Here is a 12,456-nt window from a genome sequence, read left to right as displayed (position 1 = left end):
TGTCGGGAAGCGGAACTGCTCCGGAGTATTCCGGATCGATGCCCGGAACTTGTCGTGACGATGACCGCATTGTTAATGATTTGGTCGCCTACGTCGAATGACCGCTTCTGGCCGATTGCACCTCGCCGCATACCCTCACTAGACGATCCCTGCAGACTACCCCTGATCAGCCAACGCCTGCCGCAACATCGGTCTGGTGTACTTTTCGGCAGGATGGACCTCTCGCGAGTCCTCCGGATGGTAGAACTCACCATTGTCGAATGCGTGGAAAACGGACCACGCGAAATCAGTGAGATTCCATTCCGCAAGCGGCATCATGTTGTTGGCGGCGCTATCGCAAAACGTGAAATCGCGCCGGCCTTCAAGAAATTCGATGGCAAGCCAGCGGGCAAGCTCGTCGAAGAAATCGAGCCTCGATATTTTCGAGGCTTGGCAAGCAGCATCAACGTCCTGCAAGCTTAACTTTTGATCTGCACATCGAGTCGCGATTACCTCAATGTTCATGTAAGTACCTCGATGTGATGGTGTTACATTCAAATGCTCAACCCAAGCATAGTCTTCCCCAAGCTGCGGGAAGTCATTCGACCACAATTGTCAACGATTCAGGTCATCACGTCGAACGTCTCTTCTTGGCCGACTACCGTCATATGCGAACGCATGAATCGACCCGCTATCGACATTCAACCTTGGCGAATCAGCGACCGCTGTCGGGCACGAAGCTGACATGCGAGCGTCAATGCCGCGACGGCCCTGAACACGCTCGAATACCAACCAGTCTCCGATGCCATTTCCGTCTGGATGCCAAAGTAAAGAAGCCCTACTCACCCGTCGCCCAGCAGACTCGTCAATCCACACAACACGATCTCAAGTCCCTTTCGAAACTCTTCGTCAGGTCTAACCCGTCTCGCAACGCGCGCTGTCGCCGACAGCAGCGGGTACTCGCTGCGCGGTGTATCGACCATTGCGCCCGTGCCAGGCCCGTCGAGCGGAGCCAGATATTGCGCCTGGAGTACACCACTGAGATAGCTGACCAGGGTACGTAATGCAATGACTCGCCGTGTGCCATTGAACCCAGCGTTGGTCAGTATCTGCAGGAACGTTTCCGCACATCGCTTCACTGCCTGCGAGTCATGACGGTGAAGCATGAGCAGCGGCACGATAGACGGATGTGCCCCCACGGCATTACGTATTCTTGCCGCGAGCTGGGCGATTTGCCGATCCCACGATGTAGCAAGCCCCGATTCCGTTTCTACGCTCGCCAGCACTTCGTCGACCACAAGCCGCTCCATGGCTTCGCGATCCTCGACATAACGATACAGTGACATGGCTCCTACACCCAGTTCCGCCGCGACGGTACGCATGGATAGTGCCGACAGCCCATCACGGTCGATGACCCGGAGGGCTGCGGCGGCAAGGTCGGAGTGCGTGAGAGAACGTGAACGTGGCATGGCCTGGACGATGGAATTGCGTTATGCAATCGCGTAAGCGTACACTGTACTCCAACAATGGAAAAAGGTCATGCACACGTTACGTACGCGCCTGCTATTCGAACCCGGCCAACTGGTCACAAGTCGGCAGCTTGTTGCGCTAAACGAAGTTGTGACGTTGCCCGACCCAAATCTGTTGGTTCATCTGCAATTCCGGCGCTTCGCCGGTTGCCCCGTCTGCGATATGCACTTACGCTCGGTCGCGGAACGGCACGACGAGATCGTATCCGCCGGCATTCGAGAAGTAGCTGTATTCCACAGCGCCGCCGACGACTTGCGTCCGTTTACAGTGGAATTGCCGTTCGCAGTCGTTGCCGATCCGCAGAAGACCCTATATGCAGCATTCGGTGTCGAGGCTTCGCCCCGGGCACTGTCGAGTCCTCAGGCATGGTTTCCGATTATGCGCGGCGTGATGCGCAGTCTCGGCAGGATTATCTGCGGAAAACAGCCTGTCACGTCTTTCCATCCTGAAGGCGGCAAGCTGGGCTTGCCTGCCGATTTCCTCATCGACGTGGATGGGCGGGTTCTCGCATGCAAGTATGGAGAGCATATTTACGATCAGTGGTCCGTCGATGACCTGCTGTCCCATGCCCGGAATAGCCGATAAGTGTATGACGACCGCCTCGGGCGGCTACGGACTCTCTGTTTTACCTGCTCGTGAGGGCGAAAAGCGTGACGACAACTCGCTCTTGCAGAGTGCTGCTGGTGCTACGCACACTGACAGTTTAGAGCTCGTCAAAAGAGATAATAGATTCAAGCATTGTCCCTTTTGATGTTTTGGACTCGGCTTTGCGTTTAACGGAATTTACGCAACGGTGAGCGACGCGCGCCTACCGTTGGGTGCCCTTCAGCGTTATGGATCTCGCATGCATTAACGGCAAGCAAATTAGAAAACTTGAGCGGCCCGGCGAGTGACAGTCGAATTATCGGCAAAGCATGACACCGTGAGATAAACATACAAGTTTCGCCTGATGCCATATCCCACAGAAAGGTTGTATAGTGCCGAGCCAACGCAGGGCGATAACCTTAAGAACTCCACTTTGGCAATTGGGAAAATCGATGCGAATCGCAAATGTGTGGATGGTCGCGGCGGCAGCGGTGGCTGTACTGGCCGGTTGCGGTGGGGGTGGAGGGGAAGCGGCTTCGACAGCCGCTACCGCGTTCTCGGCTTCCGTGCCGGTCGCTTCGTCATCCAAAACGCCTCAATGGGTTCCGAGTCGGAACGACACATGGCAATGGCAGCTAAGCGGTTCGATCAACACCAATTATCCTGCGCAGGTCTACGACATCGATCTGTTCGATGCGCCGCAAGCGACCATCAACCATCTGAAAGCACAAGGCCACAGGGTTATCTGCTACTTTTCCGCGGGCAGCGCGGAAAACTGGCGGCCTGACTACAAGCAGTTTGCCAGCTCCGATAAGGGCAACAATCTGGCGGGGTGGGCCGGCGAGCGCTGGCTCGACACCCGATCTGCCAACGTGCGCAACATCATGCAGGCGCGTCTTGCGCTGGCGGTAAGCAAGGGCTGCGACGGCGTCGAGCCTGACAATGTCGATGGCTACACTAACAAGCCGGGATTTCCGCTGAACAGCTCAACCCAGGCCGACTACAACCTGTTCATTGCGAACGCCGCGCATGCACGTGGGTTAGCGGTCGCGCTGAAAAACGATCTGGAGCAGATCGACAAGCTGGGCGCGAGCTTCGACTTCGCGATCAACGAGCAGTGTCATGAACTGGACGAATGCGACGGCTATGACGCTTTCCTTGCTTCGGGAAAAGCAGTGTTCAATGCCGAATATGCGAAGTCCTATGTGAAAAATACGCGCGGCGCGCGTGATGCGCTTTGTCGGTCGGCTAAAGCAGCGCAGATGCGCACGTTGGTGTTGCCGGAAGCGCTTGACGATAGTTTTCGGTTTAGCTGTGACTAACAGGTTGCGCCGGGAAGGCCTGCCAGCAGGACCTTCCTTCTGCTCCACTGCGTCAGGCGCGACTCGACAGAGCACGCTCAATCTTCTTGTCGGTCTTGTACTGGCTCAGTGCGTAGACCGACCAGATTGCAGCAGGAATCCAGCCAATAATCGTAAGCTGGAGCAGAAGGCAAATAATTCCCGCAAAGGGCCGGCCGATCGTAAAGAACTGGAACCACGGCAGAATCAGGGCAAGCAAAAGGCGCATTTAGGTCCTCGTTTGGTCAATATTTTATACATGGCAGCCAACTTTATATGCAAATAGTATGGATCTGCTTTGAAAGTTGATTCCGTGCGCATCACCAGTTAACGGCATCAACGAATCAATCTTTATATCAAATTGGATTGAATGCCGCGTGTCCCGCCGCTTGTCACCTCCTGGTTAGGTACAACGTGGTCCAGATGGGAATGCCCTGCCCCGGGAATCTGAGACGCCGAGATCAGAGATCGATCTGTTGCGATCATCTAATCTCTCGCATCGGCGACGGGCGCGTTCCATAGAGTTCATTTTCTGCCACCGGATCACCTGCTACACGGCGGACCGGACCAGGTCACGCGACATCCATTGCGGTTACCGCACGTTGCCTCTGCTCCTGCGCATACCGCGTGGGCGACAGTCCGACGTGGCGGGTAAACGCGACACTAAAGGTGCTCCCAGAGCTGTAGCCGACCCGTTGCGCCACCTCGGCAACACTGTGCTCGTTAAACCGCAGCAAGCTCCTCGCCATTGCCATACGCCAGGCGAGCAGGTACTCAATCGGCGCGACCCCCACCGCGCGGCTGAAGCGCTCGAAGAATGCCGAGCGGGACAGGGCTGCTTCTTTCGCCAGTTGCGCAACCGTCCAGGGCCGGGCCGGGCTTTCGTGCATTCGTCGAATTGCGAGTGCGAGACGTTCGTCGGCGAGGGCGCTGGTCAACAATGCAGGGATCGGCGTGCTGGCTGCGCTGGAAGGCACCTCGATGCACGTGGTTCGCGAGATTTTCGAAACGAACACGCTTGGGACAATCGCGATGAGTCAGGCTGTGCTGCCTCAGTTCCGCCAACGTAAGGCTGGCGTGATCGTGAACGTCACGTCGAGTGTGACTTTTAAATCGCTCCCTCTTCTGTCCGTGTACACGGCGAGCAAGGCAGCGGTCAACGCGTTCACCGAGTCTCTGGCGCTGGAACTGGAGCCGTTCAATGTGAGGGTGAGTCTCGTGCTGCCAGGCCGGGCGCCGGAAACATCCTTTGGTGAAAATGCGCGGCCCCGAATGCAGGGTAACGTCCCGGAAGCGTATACCGCCTTCGTCCAACACGTCTTGGCGGGATCGGGGCAGTCGTCGCCGGTCACGCGGTCGCTGGATGTGGCGGAAGCCGTGTGGCGCGCAGTGAATGACGCATCGTGTCCGGTTCGCATTGCCGCTGGCGCCGACGCCGTGATGTTGGCAGAAGCATGCTGAACGTGAACGCCCGTGATCGTCGGCCGGCGCGCGTCAGTCGACCGGCGGAACCGCGCCTTCCGACAGGGTCTTGATGAGCCTCATGCGACGACGCTCCAGATCCGCGATCTGGCGATCGATCGCTTCAAGGCGTTGCCGCTGGACATCGGTGATCTGATCGCATGAGCGCGCGCCTTCGATCAGCAACATGCAGTCCGGAAATCCGCGAATGTCTTCGATGGTGAAACCGGTCGCGATCATGCGCTGAATCTGCTTGACCTGAGTGACCGCCTTGTCGGGGAACATACGGTAGCCATTGCTCGCGCGCGCCGACGCAAGCAGACCGTGTTCGTCGTAGTGCCGGATCGATCGCACGCTCGCGCCGGTGCGCTGCGAAAGTTCTCCGATCGTCAGCAGTTCCTGAGAAGGCATTCCGTTCATGAAAAGCAGGTTAGCACAAACCGCTTGACCCTCACATTGGCGTGAGGGTTGAGACTGAGCGCCTGTCCACTCTTGAGGAAGGCGTCATGCAGGCTAAAATGCTCTTTCATTGGTTGATTGCCGCGGTCTCGGCGGCAACATTGTTCGCGTCCGTACCCGATGCGGTCGCTGCCCCTACGACCTACACGGTTACATCGAAGGATGGGGTAAAGCTAGCGGTTCAGGAAAGCGGAAACCCCAACGGCCCGCCGATCGTTTTCATTCACGGTCTGCTCGGCAGTCGCCTGAACTGGGACGCGCAAGTGCAGAGCCCCGAATTGCGCCAATACCGGATCATCACGTACGACCTGCGTGGGCACGGTCTGTCGGACAAGCCGTCGGGTGCCGCGCCATATCATGACGGGCGCCGCTGGGGCGACGATCTCGCGGCCGTGATCAAAGGCTCGCATGCGCAACGACCGGTCGTGGTCGGTTGGTCGCTTGGCGGTGTGGTGATCTCCAACTACCTCGCCACCTATGGCGACCGTGACATTGCCGGCGCCGTGTACGTCGATGGCGTGGTCGAACTGACGGCCAAACAGATCGTCGACCACTCCCAGGTCTATCGGGACATGAATTCGCCAGAGCTGAAGACGCACCTGGACGGTGAGCGCAGCTTCGTCGGACTATGCTTCAACCGCCGGCCCGACGCCGACACGTTCGAACGGCTGCTCGCTAATGCCGCGATGGCATCGTGGGACATGCAGAAAGCAATTCCGACGATGACGGTATTCGCCGCAGAGGGACTCGGGAAGGCGCGCATACCACTTCTGTTTATCTATGGCGGCCGTGACGCGCTGGTCGACACGCGCGCTACACTCGCCCGCGCGAGCGCGCTGAATCCGCGCGTCGCGAGCAAGGTGTACGCCGAGTCGGGCCACGCACCTTTCATTGAGGAACCTGATCGATTCAATCACGATCTGGCTGGATTTGTCGCGTCGACGTCCAGGCAATAACGGAGCATTGCATGTCTATTAATCGCGAGCTCTTCCGCGGCGCCCTTGAACTCGAACAAACCGGACGGGGCGTGATGCCACACCGCCTGCCTGCTCGAGCACGCGCTCAATGTACGGACCCGCAGTTGGCGATGGCCGAGTCGCAGCCCTCCGGAGTACGGCTGGTGTTTCGCACCGAGGCGACGGACATCGAGCTCGATGTCCTGCCGACACGGTACGCCTATGCAGGTGTCCCGCCGCGGCCGGCCGGTGCGTACGACCTGCTGGTCGACGGCCGCCTCGTCCATCAAAGCAGCGCAACGGGTGGCGACACCGTGACGATCGACATGGCTAGCGGCGCCGTTTCGAAGCAGTCTGGGTCACCGGTTACCCTACGGTTCACCGGCCTGTCCAACCATGACAAGAAAGTCGAGATCTGGCTGCCGCACAACGAAACCACGGAGCTTGTCGCGCTGCGCGCCAACGCCCACGTCGAGCCCGTTATCAACGAGGCTAGAAAAGTCTGGATGCACCACGGCAGCTCCATCAGCCATGGCTCCAACGGAGATAGCCCGACTTCGATCTGGCCGGCGATTGCCGCTTCCCTCGGCGACGTGGAACTGGTCAATCTTGGATTCGGTGGCGGCGCACTACTCGATCCCTTCACCACCCGAACGATGCGCGATACGCCTGCCGACATGATCAGCCTTAAGATCGGCATCAACCTCGTCAATACGGATCTGATGCGATTGCGCGCCTTTACGCCAGCGGTTCACGGTTTTCTCGACAGTATCCGGGAAGGCCACCCACGCGCGCCGTTGCTGGTTATCTCGCCGCTCTATTGCCCGATTCACGAGAATACGCCGGGCCCAGGAGCGTTCGATTTAAATGCGCTGGCCGCAGGAAAGATTTCGTTTCGTGCGACCGGTGACCCAGCTGAATGCAGAGCCGGAAAGCTGACGCTGACCATCATCCGGGATGAGTTGCGACGCATCGTGCAGCAGCGGGCCGCGAACGATCCGTATCTACGCTACCTCGACGGGCTTGAACTCTACGGCCAACAGGATTTCGCCGATCTGCCTCTTCCCGATCAACTGCATCCGGATGGGCCAGCGCACCGCCGCATTGGCGCGCGGTTCGCCAGCTTTGCGTTTGGCGATGGAGGCCTTCTCACTGTTGATCGGTCAGCACGGTGACGTTCGGAAGTGCTGAAACCGGACACTCAGGCGATACGGTTGAATGTCCCTCTCTGAAGCGAGGCATGCCGCCGCGCTAAAATCCCCGCATGCCGAAAACGCGCCCTTCTCCCGCCTCCAACACCCGCGATGCTCCCGACGCAGCGCGCAACGAATACACCGTCGACGATCTGGCGCGCGTCGCCGATTCGACGGTGCGCAACATACGCGCCTATCAGGACCGCGGGCTGCTGGCGCCGCCGGAGAAACGCGGCCGCGTCGGCGTCTACGACGATACGCATGTCGCGCGGCTAAAGCTGATCAACCATCTGCTCGCGCGCGGCTATACGCTCGCCAATATCCAGGATCTGATCAAGGCGGTCGACGAAGGTCACGATCTGCGCTCGATTCTCGGTCTCGAAAGCGCGATCGGCAGCCGCTGGTCGCATGAGCGGCCCACACACTATTCGCTCGCCGAACTCGCGCGGATGTTCGGCGGCAAGGCACCCGGCGCGCTCGCGCAAGCGGTCGAACTCGGGCTGATCGAACGCGACGGGCTGCACTTCGTCGCAATCAGCCCCGCCACGCTCGCCGCCGGCGAGACGATGGCGCGCGAAGGCATCCTTCCCACCGATCTGCTCGAAGCCGTGCGTGTGTCGCGGCCGCATTTCAATGCGGTGGCCAAGGCGCTGGTCGAGTTGGTCGTGCGGCGCCTCGACCGCTACGACGCCGATGCATTGCCGCCGCCCGCCGATGTGCCCGCACTCGTCGAAGCGATCTGGCGCATCCGGCCGCTCGCGATGGTGCTGGTCGAAAGCGAAATGAATCGCGCGCTCGAAGAGGCGTCCGGCGATTATCTCGGTGATCGTGTTGCGGCGATTCTGGAAAAAGTCGAGCGCGAACGCGGCTCGAAAGATGCACAGGGCGCGCGGAAAACCGTCGCGAAACGCCGCGGTCTGGCGTCGCTGAAGTTCACGGGCAGCGGCAAAGGCAAGGCAAAAGCGAAGCGTTGATGCCTGGCGGCTTGGCGCGAGACATCCACGTGCATTGCGAACAGACGTTTTGCCCTCAGCCTCGCAAGTGGCGGCGACTTGGCCGCCTTGCCATGTTGCGACTTTACGCAAGCCGCCCGGCATCGTCTGCGCACTCGATCTTCCGTATCACCGCCGCCGCGCCACACACAAAACGCATAGAGCCCGCCGTCTAGTCACCCGCTTGCGCGACATCACGCGAACCACTATCGTTACATCGTTCAATGTAACAGTCATAGCTGCACGATCACGGAGAGCCCGCGGATGACTTCCAGCCCGACGCCCGCAGACGCCCCCACGGCCGTCCCGCACTTGCCATGCGCGATCGTGCAGACGGACATCGCGATCATCGGCTCGGGCTTCGCCGGTCTCGGCATGGCGATCAAGCTCCGCGAGGCGGGCTTCACAGATTTCATGATCGCCGAACAAGCCGGCTCCGTCGGCGGCACCTGGCGCGACAATCACTATCCCGGCTGCGCGTGCGACGTGCAATCGCACGTCTATTCGTTCTCGTTCGCGCCGAACCCGCGCTGGTCGCGGATGTTCGCGCAACAGCCGGAAATTCGCGCGTATCTCGAAGACTGCGTGCAACGTTTCGACATTGCGCCGCATCTGCATTTCGAGCATCCCCTCACCAGCGCGGTCTACGACGAAGTACAGCACCGCTGGCAACTGCGCTTCGCAAACGGCGCAGCATGGTCCGCGCGCGTGCTGATCTTGGGAATGGGCGGGCTGTCGCGCGCCGCGCTGCCCGAATTTCCTGGCCTCGCGCAGTTCGAAGGCAAAACCTTCCATTCGCAGCAGTGGGACCATGCGTATCCGCTCGATGGCAAGCGCGTCGCCGTGATCGGCACCGGCGCAAGCGCGATCCAGTTCGTGCCGCAGATCGCGCCGCACGTCGCGCAACTCGATCTGTATCAGCGCACGCCGCCGTGGATCATGCCTAAAGCGGATCGCCCGGTGAAGCCGTTCGAACAGTGGCTGTTTCGCCATCTGCCGTTCACACAGGCGCTGCTGCGTGCGGGCCTCTACTGGATGCTCGAGGCGCGCGCGTTCGCGTTCACGGTGCGCCCCGCGCTGATGAAAACCGCGCAGAAAGCCGCGCTGCGCCATCTGCGCCACCAGATCGTCGATCCGCAACTGCGCGCCGCGCTGACGCCGAATTACACGCTCGGCTGCAAGCGCATCCTGATCTCGAACGACTACTACCCCGCGCTGTCGCGCGCCAACGTCGCGCTGCATACCGCTGGCATCGCGCGCATCGAAGCCGATGCCGTCGTCACCGACGATGGTGTGCGTCACCCCGCCGACGTTCTGATCTTCGGCACCGGCTTTCAGGTGGCCGATCCTTTCCCGCGCGGCGTGATACGCGGCCGCGACGGGACCGACATCGTCGATACGTGGCGCGACGGTGCGCATGCGTATCTCGGCACGACGCTGCCCGGCTATCCGAACCTGTTCATGATCGTTGGCCCAAACACGGGTCTTGGCCATAACTCGATGGTGTACATGATCGAGTCGCAGGTTGAATACATCCTGCGCGCGCTGCAGACGATGCGCGCCGAGCGCGCCGCCGCGCTCGAAGTGCGGCCGTCGGTCGAGCGCGCGTACAACGAACGCATCCAGCAACAACTCGGCCGCGCGATCTGGTCGATCGGCGGCTGCCGCAGCTGGTATCTCGATCCGCGCAATGGCAAGAACACCACGCTGTGGCCGGGCTTTTCGTACCGCTTCCGGCAAGCGACGCGGCGCTTCGAGATCGGCGACTACTTTGCATATGCGCCGGCGAAGCAGACGTCGCAGCAGACGCAGGCTAGCGATGCAGCGCCGCACGCCGCACACGGTCGACGCGCAACGTCCACCGAAATAACGTCCTGAAACGGCGTGCTTAAGTAGCGTCCTTAAGCGGTCGTTTGCAACTCGCGCGTCCCAGCACGTGCTTTGTCGTACTGCGAGCGTTATCGCGCCGCGTCACACGCGTTACACGCATCGCAAGCACCACACGCGTTACCGATAACGCAACCGACAGATTGCTCCACGAATCCAGGAGGCCCGATGAAAAGCTTCACCGGCAAAGTCGCCGCGATCACCGGTGCGGGCTCGGGCATGGGCCGTTCGCTTGCGCTCGCACTCGCCCGCGAGGGCTGCCACCTGGCGCTCGCGGACCTCAACGAAGCGACGCTCGCGCAGACCGCGCAGCTCGCACGCGCAGCAGCACTGCGCACGGTGGGCGAAGTGCGCATCACGACACGCGTCCTCGACGTCGCCGCGCGCGCCGCAATGTTCGACTGGGCCGCGGACACCGTTGCGCAGCATCAGTATGTGAATCTGGTGTTCAACAACGCCGGCGTCGCGCTGTCGAGCACGATCGAAGGGATGGAGTATGCCGATCTCGAATGGATCGTCGACATCAACTTCTGGGGCGTCGTACATGGCACGAAGGCCTTTCTGCCCTATCTGAAAGCCACCGGCGAAGGTCACATCGTCAACACCTCGAGCGTATTCGGACTGTTCGCGCAGCCGGGCATGAGCGGCTACAACGCGACCAAGTTCGCGGTGCGCGGCTTCACCGAAGCACTGCGCCAGGAGCTGGACCTGATGCGCTGCGGCGTATCGGCCACCTGCGTGCATCCGGGCGGCATCCGCACGGCGATTGCGCAAGCGAGCCGCATCGCGCCGAACATGATCGGCTTCATGGTCGATAGCGAGCAGCAAGGCAAGGACGATTTCGAGAAGTTTTTCATCACCAGTGCGGACGACGCGGCGCGCACGATCCTCGACGGCGTGCGCAAGAACCGGCGCCGCGTGCTGATCGGGCGCGACGCGCGCGCCGCGGATTGGCTGGCGCGCACCTTGCCGGCCGCGTATCAGGCGCTTGTCGTGCTGCAGACGCGGCGCATGCGCCGCATTGCGCAAGCGCGTGCGCGCGGCACATCAGCGGCCAATACCGCGAATGCGCGGCCCGATGCGCAGGCATCGCGAGACGACGCTACCGCCAACCGCGCGCGGTCCTAGCGCGTGCCCGCGTGTCGCCCGTGAAACGAACAACACGCCCTCTCAGCCGATCAACCTCAACGGAGAACACCATGATGCCCGTGCGCCGCGACCTGCGTTTCGCGCTGCCTGCCGAACGCGCCTGCGACTGGCACCGGCTCGGTTCGCACGTCACGCATTTCTTCAATGCACTGTCGCTGCTGTTTCCGGCCGGCGAGCGCTTCTTCATGGACAGCGTGCGCCACTATCGCGACCGCATCGACGATCCACAGCTGAAAAAGCAGGTGCTCGGCTTTATCGGCCAGGAAGCCATGCATACGCGCGAGCACGTCGAATACAACGAACTGCTGCAGGCAGCCGGCCTGCCCGCACGCGGCCTTCAGCGACGCGTTGCGTGGCTGCTCGACGTCGACCGCAAGATCCTGCCGTCTTCGTTTCAACTGGCGATGACCGTGGCGCTAGAACACTACACGGCGATGCTCGCAAGCTTGCTGCTCGAAGACGGCTCACGTATCGAAGGCTCGGTCGAAGGCTACGTGCAGATGTGGACATGGCACGCGCTCGAAGAAACCGAACACAAGTCGGTCTCGTTCGACGTGTGGAACGCCGTGCTGCCGCGCGGGCCCGCGCGTTATCTGATCCGCACCGGCACGATGCTCATCGTGACGCTGCTGTTCTGGCTGCTGGTGTTCGACTTTCACGTGCGTCTGATCGTCGCCGATCGCCGGCACGGGGGCCATCTGCGCGGCATGTGGCAGGTCGCGAAGTTTCTGTATGGTCCGCGTCACGGTGTGTTCCCAGGCATTGCCTTAGAATGGCTACGCTTTTTCAAGCCCGGTTTTCATCCATGGGACCACGACAATCGCGCGCAGCTCGCCCGCATCGATGCACTGGTAGCCTCAGTGGCCGCGGTTGCCGAGACCACCGGCACGTCGCAAGCGCAGCACCCCGATCTCAACGGATAACC

At 60.9% G+C, this 12,456-nt stretch carries 12 protein-coding genes and 2 pseudogenes; 9 read left to right on the top strand and 5 right to left on the bottom strand.

From position 1 onward, the window contains the following. Positions 1–156: 156 nt before the first annotated feature. Positions 157–504 (bottom strand): hypothetical protein, encoded by a 348-nt coding sequence (locus ACYVNQ_RS12145; protein ID WP_460902746.1) that lies wholly within the window; start codon positions 502–504, stop codon positions 157–159. Between the two features lie 317 nt (positions 505–821). Beyond that, positions 822–1,448, bottom strand: coding sequence for a TetR/AcrR family transcriptional regulator (locus tag ACYVNQ_RS12140; RefSeq protein WP_460902745.1), 627 nt, complete (start codon positions 1,446–1,448; stop codon positions 822–824). 70 nt (positions 1,449–1,518) lie between these two features. Here ACYVNQ_RS12140 and ACYVNQ_RS12135 point away from each other — a divergent pair, with 70 nt between their 5' ends. Together ACYVNQ_RS12135 and ACYVNQ_RS12130 are read left to right on the top strand one after the other, a co-directional pair. Then, positions 1,519–2,094 carry a peroxiredoxin-like family protein gene (locus ACYVNQ_RS12135; RefSeq protein WP_460902744.1) on the top strand — a complete coding sequence of 192 codons (576 nt, stop codon included), beginning with the start codon at positions 1,519–1,521 and terminating at the stop codon, positions 2,092–2,094. A gap of 473 nt (positions 2,095–2,567) precedes the next feature. Continuing rightward, complete coding sequence (locus ACYVNQ_RS12130) at positions 2,568–3,416, top strand: endo alpha-1,4 polygalactosaminidase (protein ID WP_460903563.1); 849 nt, start codon at positions 2,568–2,570, stop codon at positions 3,414–3,416. A 52-nt stretch (positions 3,417–3,468) separates the two neighbouring features. Here ACYVNQ_RS12130 and ACYVNQ_RS12125 read toward each other — a convergent pair whose 3' ends face one another. Both ACYVNQ_RS12125 and ACYVNQ_RS12120 read right to left on the bottom strand, forming a co-directional pair. Beyond that, on the bottom strand, positions 3,469–3,663 hold the full coding sequence (locus tag ACYVNQ_RS12125) for a YqaE/Pmp3 family membrane protein (RefSeq protein ID WP_460902743.1): 195 nt from the start codon (positions 3,661–3,663) through the stop codon (positions 3,469–3,471). Positions 3,664–4,006: 343 nt separating this feature from the next. Next, positions 4,007–4,366 (bottom strand): annotated as a pseudogene (locus ACYVNQ_RS12120) (helix-turn-helix transcriptional regulator); the annotation flags it as partial. On the opposite strand from ACYVNQ_RS12120, the pseudogene ACYVNQ_RS12115 reads away from it, so the two are divergent. Beyond that, a pseudogene (locus ACYVNQ_RS12115) lies at positions 4,365–4,895 on the top strand (SDR family NAD(P)-dependent oxidoreductase); the annotation flags it as partial. The pseudogenes ACYVNQ_RS12120 and ACYVNQ_RS12115 overlap by 2 nt on opposite strands. A 33-nt stretch (positions 4,896–4,928) precedes the next feature. On the opposite strand, the gene ACYVNQ_RS12110 reads toward ACYVNQ_RS12115, so the two are convergent. Then, entirely contained in the window at positions 4,929–5,315 is a 387-nt protein-coding gene (locus ACYVNQ_RS12110) for a MerR family transcriptional regulator (protein ID WP_460902742.1), read from the bottom strand. Positions 5,316–5,401: 86 nt separating this feature from the next. Here ACYVNQ_RS12110 and ACYVNQ_RS12105 point away from each other — a divergent pair, with 86 nt between their 5' ends. The 6 genes from ACYVNQ_RS12105 to ACYVNQ_RS12080 all read left to right on the top strand — a co-directional run bounded on the left by ACYVNQ_RS12105 (position 5,402) and on the right by ACYVNQ_RS12080 (position 12,454). Continuing rightward, positions 5,402–6,310 (top strand): alpha/beta fold hydrolase, encoded by a 909-nt coding sequence (locus ACYVNQ_RS12105; protein WP_460902741.1) that lies wholly within the window; start codon positions 5,402–5,404, stop codon positions 6,308–6,310. Positions 6,311–6,321: 11 nt separating this feature from the next. Continuing rightward, positions 6,322–7,485 carry an SGNH/GDSL hydrolase family protein gene (locus tag ACYVNQ_RS12100; RefSeq protein WP_460902740.1) on the top strand — a complete coding sequence of 388 codons (1,164 nt, stop codon included), beginning with the start codon at positions 6,322–6,324 and terminating at the stop codon, positions 7,483–7,485. A gap of 89 nt (positions 7,486–7,574) precedes the next feature. Then, positions 7,575–8,477: a MerR family transcriptional regulator gene (locus ACYVNQ_RS12095; RefSeq protein WP_460902739.1), complete on the top strand. Its 903-nt coding sequence runs from the start codon at positions 7,575–7,577 to the stop codon at positions 8,475–8,477. 282 nt (positions 8,478–8,759) lie between these two features. Continuing rightward, positions 8,760–10,373 carry a flavin-containing monooxygenase gene (locus ACYVNQ_RS12090; RefSeq protein ID WP_460902738.1) on the top strand — a complete coding sequence of 538 codons (1,614 nt, stop codon included), beginning with the start codon at positions 8,760–8,762 and terminating at the stop codon, positions 10,371–10,373. Positions 10,374–10,550: 177 nt separating this feature from the next. Then, the gene (locus ACYVNQ_RS12085; RefSeq protein WP_460902737.1) at positions 10,551–11,510 is read left to right on the top strand and encodes an SDR family NAD(P)-dependent oxidoreductase; all 960 of its coding nucleotides are present in this window, start codon (positions 10,551–10,553) and stop codon (positions 11,508–11,510) included. A 71-nt stretch (positions 11,511–11,581) separates the two neighbouring features. After that, positions 11,582–12,454, top strand: coding sequence for a metal-dependent hydrolase (locus tag ACYVNQ_RS12080; RefSeq protein WP_460902736.1), 873 nt, complete (start codon positions 11,582–11,584; stop codon positions 12,452–12,454). Positions 12,455–12,456 lie beyond the last annotated feature (2 nt).

It is taken from the genome of Paraburkholderia jirisanensis, from assembly GCF_054782355.1.
This window is presented reverse-complemented; position numbering and strand designations above follow the sequence as displayed.